The 15,617-nt window shown below is 65.7% G+C and carries 15 protein-coding genes; 7 read left to right on the forward strand and 8 right to left on the reverse strand.

What is annotated here, in order from left to right:
- The first annotated feature begins 7 nt into the window (after positions 1–7).
- The gene (locus tag GGD67_RS21830) at positions 8–835 is read left to right on the forward strand and encodes an FAD binding domain-containing protein (protein WP_179735756.1); all 828 of its coding nucleotides are present in this window, start codon (positions 8–10) and stop codon (positions 833–835) included.
- Positions 832–3,573 (forward strand): molybdopterin cofactor-binding domain-containing protein, encoded by a 2,742-nt coding sequence (locus GGD67_RS21835; protein WP_179735758.1) that lies wholly within the window; start codon positions 832–834, stop codon positions 3,571–3,573. Before GGD67_RS21830 ends, GGD67_RS21835 begins: the two co-directional genes overlap by 4 nt.
- A gap of 67 nt (positions 3,574–3,640) precedes the next feature.
- Here the strand turns inward: GGD67_RS21835 and uraD are convergent, their stop codons facing one another.
- The 5 genes from uraD to GGD67_RS21860 form a co-directional block, all read right to left on the reverse strand.
- Positions 3,641–4,528, reverse strand: coding sequence for a 2-oxo-4-hydroxy-4-carboxy-5-ureidoimidazoline decarboxylase (gene uraD / locus GGD67_RS21840; RefSeq protein WP_179735760.1), 888 nt, complete (start codon positions 4,526–4,528; stop codon positions 3,641–3,643).
- Between the two features lie 6 nt (positions 4,529–4,534).
- Positions 4,535–5,470 (reverse strand): allantoinase PuuE, encoded by a 936-nt coding sequence (gene puuE, locus GGD67_RS21845; RefSeq protein ID WP_179735762.1) that lies wholly within the window; start codon positions 5,468–5,470, stop codon positions 4,535–4,537.
- Positions 5,471–5,884, reverse strand: a complete 414-nt coding sequence (locus tag GGD67_RS21850; protein WP_014493672.1) for a DUF3830 family protein — start codon at positions 5,882–5,884, stop codon at positions 5,471–5,473. It lies immediately after the preceding gene.
- Between the two features lie 90 nt (positions 5,885–5,974).
- Complete coding sequence (locus GGD67_RS21855) at positions 5,975–6,250, reverse strand: hypothetical protein (protein WP_179735764.1); 276 nt, start codon at positions 6,248–6,250, stop codon at positions 5,975–5,977.
- Between the two features lie 1,230 nt (positions 6,251–7,480).
- Complete coding sequence (locus GGD67_RS21860; protein ID WP_092261791.1) at positions 7,481–7,882, reverse strand: hypothetical protein; 402 nt, start codon at positions 7,880–7,882, stop codon at positions 7,481–7,483.
- Positions 7,883–8,184: 302 nt separating this feature from the next.
- Here GGD67_RS21860 and GGD67_RS21865 point away from each other — a divergent pair, with 302 nt between their 5' ends.
- Positions 8,185–8,442, forward strand: a complete 258-nt coding sequence (locus tag GGD67_RS21865; RefSeq protein ID WP_026202400.1) for a DUF2798 domain-containing protein — start codon at positions 8,185–8,187, stop codon at positions 8,440–8,442.
- 7 nt (positions 8,443–8,449) lie between these two features.
- On the opposite strand, the gene GGD67_RS21870 is transcribed toward GGD67_RS21865, so the two are convergent.
- From GGD67_RS21870 to GGD67_RS21880, 3 genes are all read right to left on the reverse strand, one after another.
- The gene (locus GGD67_RS21870; protein WP_018320683.1) at positions 8,450–10,237 is read right to left on the reverse strand and encodes a chloride channel protein; all 1,788 of its coding nucleotides are present in this window, start codon (positions 10,235–10,237) and stop codon (positions 8,450–8,452) included.
- A 12-nt stretch (positions 10,238–10,249) separates the two neighbouring features.
- The gene (locus GGD67_RS21875) at positions 10,250–10,903 is read right to left on the reverse strand and encodes a class II aldolase/adducin family protein (RefSeq protein WP_179735767.1); all 654 of its coding nucleotides are present in this window, start codon (positions 10,901–10,903) and stop codon (positions 10,250–10,252) included.
- A gap of 157 nt (positions 10,904–11,060) precedes the next feature.
- Positions 11,061–11,687: a MarC family protein gene (locus tag GGD67_RS21880; RefSeq protein WP_018320685.1), complete on the reverse strand. Its 627-nt coding sequence runs from the start codon at positions 11,685–11,687 to the stop codon at positions 11,061–11,063.
- An 88-nt stretch (positions 11,688–11,775) separates the two neighbouring features.
- Here GGD67_RS21880 and GGD67_RS21885 point away from each other — a divergent pair, with 88 nt between their 5' ends.
- The 4 genes from GGD67_RS21885 (at position 11,776) to lon (ending at position 15,615) form a co-directional block, all read left to right on the forward strand.
- Positions 11,776–11,982: a hypothetical protein gene (locus GGD67_RS21885; RefSeq protein WP_018320686.1), complete on the forward strand. Its 207-nt coding sequence runs from the start codon at positions 11,776–11,778 to the stop codon at positions 11,980–11,982.
- Positions 11,983–12,095: 113 nt separating this feature from the next.
- Positions 12,096–12,662 (forward strand): ferritin-like domain-containing protein, encoded by a 567-nt coding sequence (locus GGD67_RS21890; RefSeq protein ID WP_092261794.1) that lies wholly within the window; start codon positions 12,096–12,098, stop codon positions 12,660–12,662.
- Positions 12,663–12,841: 179 nt separating this feature from the next.
- Positions 12,842–13,225, forward strand: a complete 384-nt coding sequence (locus GGD67_RS21895; protein WP_018320688.1) for an Hsp20/alpha crystallin family protein — start codon at positions 12,842–12,844, stop codon at positions 13,223–13,225.
- Positions 13,226–13,233: 8 nt separating this feature from the next.
- Entirely contained in the window at positions 13,234–15,615 is a 2,382-nt protein-coding gene (lon, locus tag GGD67_RS21900) for an endopeptidase La (RefSeq protein ID WP_179735769.1), read from the forward strand.
- Positions 15,616–15,617: the final 2 nt, after the last annotated feature.

Raw genomic sequence — 15,617 nt, forward strand, 5'->3', positions numbered from 1 at the left:
CGCAGTCATGGATTTGAATACCATCACGACAGTGGCCCGTCCGCAAACACGGACACAATTGCCGGCCTGGACGGCAGGCGACGCCTGGCTCGCGGGCGGCACGTGGTTGTTCTCGGAGCCGCAGGTCCATCTGAAGCGGCTGATCGATCTGACCGATTTGAAATGGCCGGCGCTGACGATCACAGACAGCCATCTCTCCATCGCCGCCACTTGCACGGTCGCGCAGCTCGACGGACTTGCCTGCCCGTCCGATTGGCTGGCCGCGCCGCTGATCAACCAATGCTGCCGCGCCTTCCTTGCCTCGTTCAAGATCTGGAAGACCGCGACCGTCGGCGGCAATGTCTGCATGTCGCTGCCGGCGGGACCGATGATCTCGCTCACCGCAGCGCTGGGCGGCGTCTGCACCATCTGGAAGGCCGGCGGCGGCGAGCAGAAGATTCCTGTTGTCGACTTCGTCACCGGCAACCAGCGCAATCGCCTGACGCCGGGCGACCTGCTTCGCCAGATCGATATTCCGATTGCCGCGCTGAAGCGCCGCACGGCATATCGCCAGATCTCGCTGGCGCCGGTCGGCCGCTCGGCGGCGCTCCTGATCGGCAGCCTCGATGCCGATGGCACGCTGACGCTGACGGTCACCGCATCGACGGCGCGGCCGATCCAGCTGTCGTTCGCCAAGCCGCCCGATGCGGGCGCGCTTCGTGATGCCATCATACAGCAGATCACGGATGACCTGTACCACACCGACATCCACGGCCAGCCGCTCTGGCGCAAGCACATGACATTGCGGCTCGCCGAAGAGGTTCGCCGCGAGTTGCTGGGGGCAATGCCGTCATGAGCTTCGAGATCAACGGCAAACCGTTTGCGCAGGAACCGCGCGCCGGCCAGTGCCTGCGCACGTTCCTGCGCGAGCTCGGCCATTTCGGCGTGAAAAAGGGCTGCGACGCCGGTGACTGCGGCGCTTGCACCGTGCTGCTCGACGGCGAGCCGGTGCACAGCTGCCTGATCCCGGCGTTCCGGGCCGAGGGACGCGCCATCACCACGATCGAAGGTCTGGGCGGAGACCACGGCACGCATCCGATGCAGCAGGCCTTCCTCGACGCGCAGGGCTTTCAATGCGGCTTCTGCACCGCCGGCATGATCCTGACCTGCGCTTCGCTGAACCAGGCGCAGCGGACCGATCTCGGCGCGGCGCTGAAGGGCAATATCTGCCGCTGCACCGGCTATCGCTCGATCGAGGACGCATTGCTCGGCAACACCAATGTCGAGGCAAGCGTCGAGGCCGGAGCCGCGTTTGGCCGCAGCCTGCCGGCGCCCGCAGGCCCCGACATCGTGCGCGGCGAGGCGCGCTACACCTTCGACACTGCCATCGACGGACTGCTCCACGTCAAACTGGTGCGGTCGCCGCATGCCCACGCCAGGATCGTCGCGATCGACAAGTCGGAAGCGTTGAAGGTTTCCGGCGTGCACGCGGTGCTGACGCATGAAGACGCACCTTCGATGCTGATCTCGACCGCGCGGCATGAGATGGATTGGATGGACCCCGAGGACACCCGCGTTCTCGACGACGTCGTCCGCTTCATCGGCCAGAGGGTCGCCGCCATCGTCGCCGAGAGCGAGGCCGCCGCCGAGGAGGCCTGCCGCCGGCTGAAGCTCGATTATGAGATTTTGCCTGCGCTGATCGATCCGGAGCAGGCGATGGCGCCGGGCGCGCCCATCATTCATCCCGACCGCACCACCGCGAACCGCATCGCCGACGCCCAGCGCAACCTCGCTGCGGAGACACATGGCGAGTTCGGCGACGTCGCGGCGGCGCTCGCGACATCTGCCGTCACCTACGAGGCCACCTTCCACAGTCATCGCGTCCAGCATGCGGCGCTGGAGACCCATGGCGGCCTCGCCTGGCTCGATACTTCCGGCGTGCTCAATGTCCGCACCTCGACGCAGGTGCCGTTCCTGACCCGGCGCGCGCTGTCGGACATCTTCAAGCTTCCGCCCGACAAGGTTCGCGTGTTCTGCGAGCGCGTCGGCGGCGGCTTTGGCGGCAAGCAGGAGATGTTCGTCGAGGACATTCTGGCGCTCGCTGCGCTCAAGACGGGACGTCCGGTGAAGCTGGAGCTCACCCGCGAGGAGCAGTTCATCGCGACCTCGACGCGGCACCCGATGCGGGTCCACATCAAGGCCGGAGCGGATGCCGACGGCAAGCTCACCGCGCTCCAGCTCGACGTGCTCTCCAACACCGGCGCCTACGGCAATCACGCCGGCCCCGTGATGTTCCATTCGCTGTCGGAGTCCATCGCGGTCTACAATTGCCCGAACAAGCGGGTCGACGGCTACGCGGTCTACACCAACACGGTGCCGGCGGGCGCGTTTCGCGGCTATGGCCTGCCGCAGACGTTGATCGCGATCGAGGCCGCGATCGACGAGCTGGGCGAGCAGCTCGGCATCAACCCCTACGAGATGCGCCGGCGCAACATCGTGAGGGACGGCGATCCCATGCTGTCGCCGCCGCCGTCCGAATTTCACGACGTGCTTTACGGCTCCTACGGTCTCGACCAGTGCCTCGACCTCGTCGAGCGCGCGATGCAGGCTGACGGCCCGCAGCCGGACCTGTCGCCGGACTGGCTGATCGGCGACGGCGTCGCGCTGACCATGATCGACACCGTGCCGCCGGCGGGCCACCTCGCCGACGCGACGATTACGCTCAACGACGACGGCGGCTTCGATCTCAGCGTCGGCACCGCCGAATTCGGCAACGGCACCAGCACCGTGCACCGGCAGATCGCCGCGACCACGCTGGCGACCACCGTCGACCGGATCCGCTTGCGCCAGTCCGACACCGCCCATGGCGGCCACGACACCGGCGCCTATGGCAGCGCGGGCATGTTCGTCGCCGGCAAGGCGACGCATGCGGCTTCCATTCAGCTCGCGACCCAATTGAAGGTGGCCGCCGCCGGCGCGTGGCTGTGTGACATCGGGAGCTGCGTGCTCGAGGACAATGCCGTCGTCAGCGGCGTCCGGCGCATGCCGTTTACGGAGCTGGCGAAGCTCGCGCGCGAGCGCGGACAGCCGTTCGCAGGCAGCGGCAATTCCACCGGCACGCCGCGCTCGGTCGGCTTCAACGTCCAGGGTTTTCGCATCGCCGTGAACAAGGCCACCGGCGAGCTCAGGATACTCCGGAGCGTCCACGCCGCGGACGCCGGCATCGTTGCCAATCCGATGCAGTGCCGCGGTCAGGTCGAAGGCGGCGTTGCGCAGGCGCTCGGCGCCGCGCTCTACGAGGAGATGGTGATCGACGCGACCGGCCGGGTCACCAACCCGAAATTCCGCGATTACCACCTGCCTTCGTTCGCCGACGTCCCGCGCACCGACGTGTTCTTCGCCGAGACGTCCGACACGATCGGTCCGTTGGGTGCGAAGTCGATGAGCGAGAGCCCGTACAATCCGGTCGCAGCCGCGCTCGGCAACGCGATCGCGAATGCCACCGGCATCCGCTTCACCGCGCCACCGTTCAAGCCGGACCGGCTGTTTCCGGCGCTGCTCGACAAGTTTGGCGACTCCACTGGGACACGATAGCTCGACCACGGCGACGCCGTTCTCCCTCGCCCCGCAAGCGGGGCGAGGTGAAGAGCGCGCCTTGCATTTAGCTGCCGCGATAGGTCGAATAGCTCCATGGCGTGACCAACAGCGGCACGTGATAGTGCCCCTCTGGCTCGCTGACGGCAAAGCGCAACGGGATCTCGTCGAGGAACGGCGGGTCTGACAGCGGCACGTTGCGCTCGGCGTAGTATCTGGCAATGCTGAATTTGAGCTCATAGCGGCCGATCGGCAGCGGACGGCCGCCGATCAGCGGCTGATCGGTGCGGCCGTCCGCATTGGTGACCGCGCGCGCGATTACACGGCTCTCGCCGAGACTCGCGAGCTCGACGAGCTCGACCGGGATACCGGACGCCGGCTTGCCGACGTGGTTGTCCAGCACATGAGTCGAGAGCCGGCCGTGCACCTTCAGCCTGTCGTCGGCCATGACGAGCTGATCCAGCCGCAGCGCGGAGATGCGGCCGATCTCCTCGATCGCGCGCCGTGTCTCGGTCTTGGCGATATTGCGTAACCGCGTCTCGAAGTCGCGCAGCACGGAATCCCGGGTGTGACGACGCACGCAGACGATATAGGGGAAGCCGAACTTGTCCCGATAGGCGCTGTTGACGCGCTCGAACGCCGCGTATTCCGCATCCGACAACCGGTCGAGGCCGGCGCTGTTCTGCTCATCGGTCGATTCCGCCGTCAGCCCCGCCGCGCGCTGGGTATTGCTGGCGAGATCGGGATGCGCCCGGATCAGCGCCAGTTGCGCGTCGGGTTCGGCACTCTGGATCGCCGCCATCAGCGCTGCGTGCAACTGGTTGACGCCGGCGAACGGCCGCTTGTCGGCGAGCTGCTCGGCGATCCACGGCGAATATTCGACGACATTGGCGAGGGCCGCGACGAAGTCGGCCTTGCTTGCGGCATTGAGATCGGCGAGCGAAATCTGCGACATCGTCCTTCAACCGATCTCGAATGCGTCGGCCGCAAGATGAGCATGCTTGTCGTGCCAGTGCTGGGCGATCTGCAAACGCGTCGGCACCCAGACGCGTTCGTGCTTGCCGATATAATCGAGGAAGCGCATCAGGCCCGCAGCGCGGCCGGGCCGGCCGGCGAGACGGCAGTGCAGACCTACCGACATCATCTTCGGCGCGGTTTCGCCCTCCGCATAGAGCACGTCGAAGGCGTCCTTCAGATAGGTGAAGAACTGCTCGCCCTCGGCAAAGCCTTGCGGGTTGATGAAGCGCATGTCGTTGGCGTCTAGCGTATAGGGAATGATGAGCTGCTTGCCGCCCGCGCTCTTGACCCAATAGGGCAGATCGTCGGCATAGGAGTCGCAGAGATAGAGGAAGCCGCCCTCCTCCATCAGCAAACGGTTGGTGTTGATCGAGGACCGCCCGGTGTACCAGCCGAGCGGCCGCGAGCCGGTGGCCTCAGTGTGGACGCGGATCGCTTCCGCGATCTCGGCGCGCTCCTGCGTCTCGGTCATGTCCTTGTGCTCGATCCATTTCAGGCTGTGGCTGGCGATATCCCAGCCCGCCTCCTTCATGGCGGCGACGATTTCGGGGTTGCGCTTCAGCGCGGTGGCGACACCGAACACGGTGGTCGGCCAGTTGCGTGCGGTGAACATCCGCCACAGCCGCCAGAAGCCGGCGCGCGAGCCATATTCGAACATCGATTCGATATTGGCGTGGCGCTGGCCCGGCCAGGGCTGCGCGCCGAGCACGTCGGACAGGAACGCTTCCGAGGCGCGGTCGCCGTGCAGGATGTTGTTCTCGCCGCCTTCCTCGAAATTGACGACGAACTGCACCGCGACTCGCGCGTTGCCGGGCCACTCGGGGTGCGGCGGGTTGCGGCCGTAACCGCGGAGATCGCGCGGGTAGCGTGTGTCAGCCACTCAGACTTCCTCGAAGCGGATCGGCAGCGCGCCCTTCCACAGCACGCTCTTGCCCAGCGTCGCCAGATTCTCCAGGCCCGAGGTCAGCGTGATGAAGTGGTTGCCGGCGAGCTGGCCCATCTTGCTGGCGAAGTGAACACCGCCATAGGCCAGCAGGATCTCGGTCTCGCTGATGCCGCCGGGATAGAGGATGATCTGGCCCGGCGCGGGATAGCTGGTGTGGTTCTCGTAGCCGACGCCGAAATCGAGATCGCCGAGCGGCATCCACACGCCTTCGCCGCTCCAGCGCACATGGATGATGTGGCTTTCGAACGGCAGTGCCTTGCGGAAGGCGGCGACGGTCTTGGGTGCCAGTTGCTCCTCGAAACGGGCATCGAAGGTGAAGTCGCCGGCACGGATAACGAGTTTGCTCATCTCATCTCTCTGGATCGGGGCCGGTGGCCCCACGGATAATTTTCAAGCAAAGAGCACTCCCGACAGTTTCGCGCAAGGGGCGCGGACGCATCACCTGCGGTCGTAGGACCAGCCGAAAATGCCGCTCCGCCGCGTCTCCGGTTCCGGCTCGGCGGCCGGCGGAGGGGCTTCCTTCAGTTCCGCCCGCGGCGTCGGAGGCGGTGCCGGCAGGGTCTCGCATTTCATGGAGTAGACCAGCTTGCCGTCCGCGGTACGCCCGATCGGGGCACAGGGATCGGGATGTCCGGCCGCGGTCTTCGGCGCCAACTTGACTTGCGCGGCCGCCGGTGACGCCAGCAGCAGCAGGACCAGCAGATATCTCGACATCATTGTCGCCTGAAAGCTCGATTGGCCATTGAACCGGATTGAAGCGGGCAAGTCCATCGGCGCCGGAGGGCGCGATTGCCGAATATTTAGCCGTGTCCCGGACAAGCCGCAGCGCGTCTTGCCGCTGCTGCGCATAGCTCGGATCCAGATGGCGACACGGTACGACGCGGAGCGGGCGCACGCTGTCTCCACATGTCATTGCGATGCTCCAGTGCACATCCCAGCGGCGGTGCCGTAGGGTGGGCAAAGGCGCACTTGCGCCGTGCCCACGATCTCCGTCCATAAGCGACAAGGCGTGGGCACGCTGCGCTTTGCCCACCCTACGAGATCGAGTTTGTGGCACGTAGCTCAGCTCGCAGACACGCCTCTTCGTCCTCGCGGCGCAATTCGCCCGAGCTTTGCTTGGTCACTCCACCCTCATAAAGCCAAGAGGGCGCAGGGAAGGCCGGGTGCTGGCTCGCACCCGCGGTCCGCTGCGCGAAATGCACACGCAGGAAGAACCGCACAGCAGCATACAGGTGGTGCCGATCACTCGGCCTTCCCTGCGCGGTGGTTGGACGGCTTATGCCGTGATCTCCCGGGAGCCGACCATTCCTTCTGGCCTCCCTCGCCGTTCGAATTGGATGATGCCGTCCACCCGGTTGGGCTCGCGCGCATCTTCGAACAGCTTGACCGTAGCAACGACGGCCAGGACCACACGGTTTTGCCGTACGCGCATTCGCTGGTCACCACATTATCTCCCGGCCTTGTCGACGTTGCCGGAAGAATGTGGCGAGACGAACTGAACAGCGCCGTCGTCCGCACGAAGCCTCGGGCTCACAGGGACTACCCGCCCTGCCCGCACCTCTCGTGCCGACGCTGCCGCGTCCACCGCAGACCCGGCTCGCGACAGTGACGACCACATAGTCGCCCCTCTTGGGTGAGCCGGGATGGACGACACATACGTCGAAACCGAATTTCGGTAAAGTGGAATATTTTTAGCGAAGCGGATTGACAGCGGGCGACACAGGCACGATCGCGTAGCCCGGATGGAGCGCCAGCGTAATCCGGGACGGTGCGAGATGCCGGGCGGGCGGACCCGGATTGCGCTTCCGCCGTCGCTCTTCGAGCTATGGCGGACAAGTCGCTCCATCCGGGCTACAAGCGTACCGAGGCATCAAAAAAAAAGGGGCGGCACAAAGTACCGCCCTTTTCCCACAACCCAATCCGGGCCGCGTTGAAAACAGCCGCTCAGTAGCCCGGATCGTAATAGAACGGACTGCCGCCGCCGTAATAGCCTTGACCGCCATAATAGCCCGGACCGCCGTAGTAGGGACGCGAACCATAATAATAGCGGTTCTCGTAGTAGTCGCGGCGCCGCTGCTCGGCGATCACCCCGCCGATGATCCCCGCCGCGGCGCCCATGAAGGCGAGGCCTGCGGCGTTCGACCCGCGCCGATAATAGTGGCGCCGCCGGGCGCTGAAATCGGTGACGTCGGAGGAGCCCTGCCCTGCCGTGACGGGCTTTCCAGACACCGCCCCGGGGGACGCCGCAGCCGAGGGCGATGCGGAGGTTGCGACCAATGCCAGGCTTGCGAACGCGGCCAGCACCATGTTGCGGCCGGCTGCGGAAATCATGGGTCTCACAGTCATTTTGACCTTCCTATAATCTTGCCGATGCTCTTGCCAAACGTAGGGATGTGCAAACCGGATTCAATGCGCAAACCGTTGAGATGGTTTCATGTTCGCGGCAATCTGCCACGCTTTGAACGATTGTAAACCGAACGACCAACTCGCAGCTTGAACCATCGAACCTGAGCGGATAATGAACAGCCGCGCCGTTTTTCGGTCGCCGTAAGCGTTTCACGTGAACCAACGCATCAACCGACGCCGTCGGGATCGATGCCATTTGCAGGGTTCAACGTGATCGACGCGTCCTTTCCAAGAGAAATCAGATGATTGTGGTTCGCAAACTGCCGGCGCGCTATGCGCCGATCGTGATGCCGTTCGTGCTGTCCATCCTCATGACGGCCGTGGTGTCGGTCATTTCGACGCTCCGGAGCTTAGGGGCGACGCCGGCGTTCCTCGCGACCTGGCCGGGCGCCTGGGCGCTGTCCTGGCTGGTCGCCTTTCCGACGCTGCTGGTGGTGCTGCCGATGGTGCGGCGGATCGTGACGCTCCTCGTCGCAGCCCCGCCTCAACCAGGCCGCTAGAAGGCGCCTACGACAGCGCCCCAAGCACGCCGCGCGTCGCCTTGTCGATCTCCTCGACATAGCGGCGGCGGGCGAAGTTTTCGGTGAGGAAGCCGACCACCTTGCGGCTGTCGGTGGAATCCACCACCGCCAGCATCTCGGCTTCGGCCTCGTCGAACACCGCCATCGCCGACTTCACGTTCATTTCCGGGATCAGCACGATGTCGATCAGGCGGGCGAGCTCGATCACCTGGATGTCGTCGGCGATGGTGTCGAGGTCGCTGGAGAACAGGTCCGGCAGCAGGACCAGGCCTACATATTCGTCGGAATTGTTGACGATGACGATACCGGGCCGCGATCCCAGCGCGAACTCGCGGCGGACCGCGGCGATCGTCGTGGTCGAGGGCACCTTGCCGACGTCGGAGCGCATCAGCCGCTCGACGGTGAGATTGCGCAGCCAGCCGACGTCGTTGGCGCTGCGGATGGTCTCGCCGCGCAGATGCAGGCGCCAGGTCGAGAAGGAGTGGCCGAACATGAAGCGGACGCAGATCGAGGTGACGATGCAGCCGGCGAGCACCACGGCGGTGACGTCGACGTTGCGGGTCATCTCGAGCACCAGGAACGACATGGTCAGGGGGCCGCCGACGATGGCGACACCGAGCGTCGCCATGCCCGTCAGCATCGCCACCAGCGGATCGATCGCGAAGTTCGGGCTGATCAAGAGCAGCACCGCGGCAAAGAACTTTCCGATCAGGCTGCCGACGAACAGCGAGGCGAAGAACAGACCGCCGCGAAAGCCGGAGGCGAGCGAGACCAGGCAGGCCGTCACCTTCAGGGCGATGATCAGCGCGATCAGGCCGATCGTCATGTCGTGAAAGAGATCGAGCACCATGGCGCCATGGCCGGCCGCCAGCACCTGCGGCGTCACGATGGCAAAGCCGCCGACGATGAGGCCGCCGATCACGGGCCGGAGCCAGATCGGCAGCCAGGCGAACAGGCGCTCGAACATCGGCGAGGAGCGCATCACGGCGATGCCGACCCCGCTGGTGATGAGCGCAAGCCCGATCAGGGCCAGATATTGCTCGACGCCGACGGCGCTGACCTTGGGTATCTCCAGCGAGTATGGCGCGCCGCCGAGCCATTGCGCGGTCAGCGCGCCGGCGAGCGAAGCTGCCAGGATCGGGGCGGCGCTGCCGACCGAATAGACGCCGACGATCAGCTCACAGGCATAGAAGGCCCCGGTGATCGGCGCGCCGAACGCCGCCGCGATCGCAGCCGCCGCGCCGCAGCCGACCATCAGGCGAAGATCGTTGCGGCGCAGATTGAAGAACTTGCCGAACAGCGAGGCGATCCCCGAGCCGATCTGGGTATAGCCCGCCTCAAGGCCGACCGAGGCGCCGCAGCCGTTGGAGATCAGCGTCTGGCTCGACACGATGACGCTGTCCCGCATCGACAGATTGCCGCCGCGCAGCGCGTTCGCCTCGATCGGATCGACCGCATTCGAAATCTTCATCCGACGCCGCGACCATTCCATGATGCCAAGCGAAAGCCCACCCAGCGCCGGCGCGATCAGTGCCGCCCACGGGCTGACGCTCGCGTGGGCCGACAAGTGGACATCGACGGGAATTCCATAGATCACCACGTGCGCGATCTGCGCGATATGCGCCATCAGCGTCACCACCGCGCCGGCCAGCGTGCCGATCACCAGCGCCAGCGGGATCAGGTAGAACTCGTTGCTGCGCAAGAGGGCGCGCAGCCGAACCATGGTGCGGTTCGTCCCCTTGCGATCCACGAGATGCCTGATCCGCACGAACACCTTCTGCCTGCCCTACCCTTCCGACAGGCCGTAGCCGGCCATGCGCTGGCGGACCCGCTCGATCTCGGCGCTGGGGAGCAGCGGCGGCTGTCCGATCTGGAGGCAACCGTGATATTGCCGCGCCAGCGTTTCCACCTCGACGGCGAGCCACATCGCCTTGTCCAGCGTCTTGCCGATCGCGATCATGCCGTGATGGTCCAGCAGGCAGGCAAGCCGCCCCTCCAGCGCCTGCACCGCATGTTCGGACAGCTCCACGGTTCCGAACGTCGCATAGGGCGCGCAGCGGATGCTGTCGCCGCCGGCCGCCGCGATCATGTAGTGCACCGGCGGAATCTCCATGCCCATGATCGCCAGGATGGTGCAATAGGTCGGATGGGCGTGCACGACGGCGTTGACGTCACCCCGTGACTTCAGGATGTCGCGATGAAAGCGCCATTCGCTCGACGGCTTCTGATCGGGCGCATGTGTGCCGTCCATGGCCATGAAGACGATCTGGTCCGGCGTCATCGCCTCATAGGGCACGCTGGTCGGCGTGACCAGGAGACCGTCCACATGCCGGACAGAGATGTTGCCCGAGGTGCCCTGGTTGATGCCGAGCGCGTTCATGCGCCGGCAGGCGTCGATGATGGCCTGTCTCTTGGCGAGCTCTTCCTCTGTCGTCGACATCCCGATTTCCTGACGATGGGCTTGTTAGACCGGGAGTACGTCAAAGCAACATGGCAGTGCAAGCGAAAGCGGCCCGGATCCGGTGCCACCTTGTCGCCCCTCCTGCCAGACCACGAAATCGACGGCAAAATCAACGAATTCACAGATTGTCGCAGCCCTATGACAGGCTCAAGCGGACGGCCGCAATCCCGTTGATCACGAACTGCACGGAATAGGCCGCGAGCAGCATGCCGAGGACGCGCGACAGCACCGCATTTCCGGTGCGTCCGAGGGTCGTCGCGATCAAATGTGCCGAGACGAAGCACAGCATGCAGAGCAGGCAGACCGAGAGGACGACCGCGATGATCACCGCGAGTCTCGCCCCATAGCCGGCATCGCCCGAAAGCAGCAGCGTGGTCGCAATCGCGCCGGGGCCGGCCATCATGGGGATGGCCAGGGGAAACACCGCGACATCGGAGGCGTGCTCGGACGTCGCCTTGTCGGCCTCGCGGGCCTCGCGATGCGGACGATCGCCGAAGATCATCTGGTAGGACACGCCGAACAGCAGCAACCCGCCGGCGATCTGGAAGGCGGGGATCCCGATCCCGAGCTGGCGCAGCAACCAGTTTCCGACCAGCGCGATCACCACCAGGATCGAGGCCGCGATCAGCGGCGCGCGCAGCGCGATGGTTCGTTTGACCTTGTCGGGCATGCCCCCCGTCGCGGCCAGGAAGGCCGGCGCAAGGCCGACCGGGTCGACCACCAGCAGCAGCGTCACGAAGGCGGACAGGGCGAAGTCGAGCATGTGTCGGTGGGATCCTTGGACGCTGGAACGATGGCTGCCGGGCTGACTTAGCCCAGCAAAGCCGCTTTGGAAATCACTGGAGGCGACAATGAGCGACAGTGGAATCGGAATGCTTCTCGGCCAGCTCTCGGCCAACCTGCTCTGGCTCTGGTTCATCGGAGCCTTCGTGCTCGGCGGGGTCCTCGTCTATGGCGTGATGAAGGCCGGCCACCTCAGGCGCAGCGAGCGGGCGCAGCTCGATCGCAATACCGAGGCACGGCAGCGCCAGGAAGATCCCTACAAGCGCCCGACCTGAACGGTTGCCGCGCGCGCCGGTTGCAGTTTGGAACTTTCGTTCTCCAACCGGCTTTGAACGCCTGAGGATTGGGGAAGGAGATGCCTTCCCGTGTCACCTCAAGAGGAGGACATATGGCTAAACGAGCGAAGAAACGCGCACCCAAGAAGACCGCCGCGCGCCGACCGCGTCAGGCGCCGAAAATGCTCAGCGACCTGTTTCTGGAAACGCTGAAGGACATCTATTTCGCCGAGAACAAGATCATCAAGACGCTGCCGAAGATGGCCAAGGCCGCGCAATCGAAGGATCTGGCGGCCGCTTTCAACAAGCACCTGCGTGAGACCCAGGGCCAGGTCAAGCGTCTGGACCAGATCTTCAAGATGCTGGGCAAGCCGGCACGCGGCAAGCCCTGCGAGGCCATCAACGGCATTACCGACGAGGGCGCCGAGATCATGAAGGAGTTCAAGGGCGCACCTGCGCTCGATGCGGGGCTGCTCGCGGCCGCCCAGTCGGTCGAGCACTACGAGATCTCCCGCTATGGCACGTTGCGCACCTGGGCCGAGGAGCTCGGCATGCAGGACGCAGCAAGGCTGCTTCAGGCGACGCTGGAGGAAGAAGAGGCGACCGACCATACGCTGACCGAGCTGGCGACGTCCGTGATCAACCTCGAGGCGGAAGAAGATTACCGCGCCGCGGCCTGACCCGCGCCCCTGCCGATGACGGAACGCCGCGGCCAAAGCCGCGGCGTTTGCATTTTGGGCCAAAGCCGCGGCGTTTGCTTTTGCGATCGCACGACGGCGCATGGCACGTCAGCGCCACCGCACTGGATTTCCCGGGAACCAGCCCCATATGCAGGCTTTCCCACCCCTGAGCCCGCATCATGCAACCCAAAAATCCCCTCGACTGGATGCTGTCCGAAGCCCTGGACCAGCTGACGCGCGCCGACCGGCTGCGCCAGCAGTTCGGCCGCCAGGAAGCCTGCTGGGAGCCGCCGATCGACGTGCTCGAAACCGAGCATGAGCTGCTGATCCTGGTCGCGCTTCCCGGCGTCAATCCGGACAATGTCGAGACGGTGATTCATGACGGCGTGCTCGTCGTCTCCGGCCAGCGCACGCTTCCGCCGGAGCTTCGCAACGCCCGCATCCACCGGCTCGAGCTGCCGCAGGGGCGTTTTGAGCGCCGCATTGCATTGCCCCTCGGCCGCTACGCCATCAGCCGCTTCGTGATGGACGGCTGCGTCGCGCTACGCCTCGCCAAATCCTGAGGTCGATCATGGCCACCGAACAGATGAACAACGAACAGACCAATAACGACGTGAAGATCCCCGAAGACGCGCTGATCATCGTCGCCGTACGCGACATGGTGCTGTTTCCCGGCGCGATCGGGCCGATCGCGATCGCGCGACCGAAATCGATCGCGGCGGCGCAACAAGCGCTGCGCGAGCAGCGGCCTATCGGCATCGTCCTGCAGCGCAATCCCGAAGTCGACGATCCCACGCCGGACGACCTCTACCGGGTCGCGACCATCGCCAACATCGTGCGCTACATCACCGCGCCCGACGGCACCCATCACATCGTCTGCCAGGGCGTGCAGCGTGCGCGCATCCTCGACTTCCTGCCGGGGACGCCGTTCCCGGCCGCGCGCATCCAGCAGATTCCGGAGCCGACCACGACTTCGCCGGAGATCGAGGCGCGCGCGCTGAACCTGCAGCGCCAGGCGATCGAGGCGATCGAGCTGCTGCCGCAGGCGCCGCCCGAGCTCGCCGCGATGTTCCAGGGTACCACCGCGCCCGGCGCGCTGGCGGATCTGGCGACCTCGTTCATGGACATCAAGCCGCAGGACAAGCAGGAGGTGCTGGAGACCATCGACCTCGCCTTGCGCGTCGAGAAGGTGTCCAAGCATCTGGCCGAGCGGCTGGAGGTGCTGCGCATCTCGAACGAAATCGGCCAGAAGACCCGCGCCAGCTTCGACGAGCGGCAGCGCGAGGCGATCCTGCGCGAGCAGATGGCGACCATCCAGCGTCAGCTCGGCGAAGGCGACGGCAAGGCGGCCGAGGTCGCCGAGCTGACGTCTGCCATCGCCAAGGCCAACATGCCGCCGGAGGCGGACGCGCACGCCAGGAAGGAGCTGCGCCGCTACGAGCGCATGCCGGAGGCCGCCGGCGAAGCCGGCATGGTCCGCACCTATCTCGACTGGCTGATCGAGCTGCCCTGGGCGCTGCCCGCGGAGAAGCCGATCGACATCAAGGAAGCGCGAGCCATCCTCGACGCTGATCACTTCGGCCTGGAGAAGATCAAAGGCCGGATCATCGAATATCTGGCGGTGCGCAAGCTCGCCCCGCAGGGCAAGGCGCCGATCCTGTGCTTTGTCGGCCCGCCCGGCGTCGGCAAGACCTCGCTCGGCCAGTCCATCGCGCGTGCGATGGATCGCCCCTTCGTGCGCGTCAGCCTAGGCGGCGTGCATGACGAGGCCGAGATCCGCGGTCACCGGCGCACCTATATCGGCGCGCTGCCCGGCAACATCATCCAGGGCATCAAGAAGGCTGGCAGCCGCAACTGCGTCATGATGCTGGACGAGATCGACAAGATGGGCCGTGGCGTGCAGGGCGATCCGTCAGCCGCCATGCTGGAGGTGCTCGACCCCGAGCAGAACGGGACGTTCCGGGACAATTACCTGGGCGTGCCCTTCGACCTGTCGCGCGTGGTGTTCATCGCGACCGCCAACATGCTGGACCAGATCCCGGGTCCGCTGCTGGATCGCATGGAGCTGATCAGCCTCGCCGGCTACACCGAAGAGGAGAAGCTGGAGATCGCGAAGCGCTATCTGGTACGGCGCCAGCTCGAGGCCAACGGCTTGACCGCCGAGCAGGCCGAGATCGAGCCGGAGGCGCTGAAGCTGGTGGTCAAGGGCTACACCCGCGAGGCCGGCGTGCGTAACCTCGAGCGCGAGATCGGCAAGCTGTTCCGGCATGCCGCGGTGCAGGTCGCCGAGGGCACCGCCGTGAAGATCGTGGTGGGAGCGAAGGACATCGCCACCGTGCTCGGCCAGCCGCGCTTCGAAGGCGAGATCGCGCAGCGCACCAGCATTCCGGGTGTGGCCACCGGCCTTGCCTGGACGCCTGTTGGCGGCGACATCCTGTTCATCGAGGCTTCGCGAGTGCCCGGCCGGGGCGGCATGATCCTGACCGGCCAGCTCGGTGAGGTCATGCGCGAGAGCGTGCAGGCTGCGCTGACGCTGGTGAAGAGCAAGGCCACGCAGCTCGGCATCGATCAGTCGGTGTTCGAGAAGAGCGACATCCACGTTCACGTTCCGGCGGGCGCAACCCCGAAGGACGGACCGAGCGCGGGCGTTGCGATGTTCACGGCGCTGACCTCCCTGCTCACCAACCGCACGGTGCGCAGCGACACCGCGATGACCGGCGAGATCTCGCTACGCGGCCTGGTGCTGCCGGTCGGCGGGATCAAGGAGAAGGTGGTGGCGGCCGCGGCGGCGGGCCTGAAGCGGGTGATGCTGCCGGCGCGCAACAAGCGGGACTATGACGACATCCCGAAGAGCGCGCGGGACAGCCTCGAATTCATCTGGCTGGAGCGCGTCGACGAAGCCATCGCCGAGGCGCTCGAGCCGGTCGAGGTCAAGGTCGAAGCGGCGGAGTGACT

The sequence above is a fragment of the Bradyrhizobium sp. IAR9 genome, assembly GCF_013408065.1.
Lineage (GTDB): Bacteria > Pseudomonadota > Alphaproteobacteria > Rhizobiales > Xanthobacteraceae > Bradyrhizobium.

What these genes read in the sequence shown, in the direction of transcription:
- GGD67_RS21830 (WP_179735756.1), top strand. Translation starts at nt 8, where the DNA reads ATGGATTTGAATACCATCACGACAGTGGCCCGTCCGCAAACACGGACA.
- GGD67_RS21835 (WP_179735758.1), top strand. Translation starts at nt 832, where the DNA reads ATGAGCTTCGAGATCAACGGCAAACCGTTTGCGCAGGAACCGCGCGCC.
- uraD (WP_179735760.1), bottom strand. Translation starts at nt 4,528, where the DNA reads ATGTCGCAGATTTCGCTCGCCGATCTCAATGCCGCAAGCAAGGCCGAC.
- GGD67_RS21850 (WP_014493672.1), bottom strand. Translation starts at nt 5,884, where the DNA reads ATGAGCAAACTCGTTATCCGTGCCGGCGACTTCACCTTCGATGCCCGT.
- GGD67_RS21855 (WP_179735764.1), bottom strand. Translation starts at nt 6,250, where the DNA reads ATGTCGAGATATCTGCTGGTCCTGCTGCTGCTGGCGTCACCGGCGGCC.
- GGD67_RS21860 (WP_092261791.1), bottom strand. Translation starts at nt 7,882, where the DNA reads ATGACTGTGAGACCCATGATTTCCGCAGCCGGCCGCAACATGGTGCTG.
- GGD67_RS21865 (WP_026202400.1), top strand. Translation starts at nt 8,185, where the DNA reads ATGATTGTGGTTCGCAAACTGCCGGCGCGCTATGCGCCGATCGTGATG.
- GGD67_RS21875 (WP_179735767.1), bottom strand. Translation starts at nt 10,903, where the DNA reads ATGTCGACGACAGAGGAAGAGCTCGCCAAGAGACAGGCCATCATCGAC.
- GGD67_RS21880 (WP_018320685.1), bottom strand. Translation starts at nt 11,687, where the DNA reads ATGCTCGACTTCGCCCTGTCCGCCTTCGTGACGCTGCTGCTGGTGGTC.
- GGD67_RS21885 (WP_018320686.1), top strand. Translation starts at nt 11,776, where the DNA reads ATGAGCGACAGTGGAATCGGAATGCTTCTCGGCCAGCTCTCGGCCAAC.
- GGD67_RS21890 (WP_092261794.1), top strand. Translation starts at nt 12,096, where the DNA reads ATGGCTAAACGAGCGAAGAAACGCGCACCCAAGAAGACCGCCGCGCGC.
- GGD67_RS21895 (WP_018320688.1), top strand. Translation starts at nt 12,842, where the DNA reads ATGCAACCCAAAAATCCCCTCGACTGGATGCTGTCCGAAGCCCTGGAC.
- lon (WP_179735769.1), top strand. Translation starts at nt 13,234, where the DNA reads ATGGCCACCGAACAGATGAACAACGAACAGACCAATAACGACGTGAAG.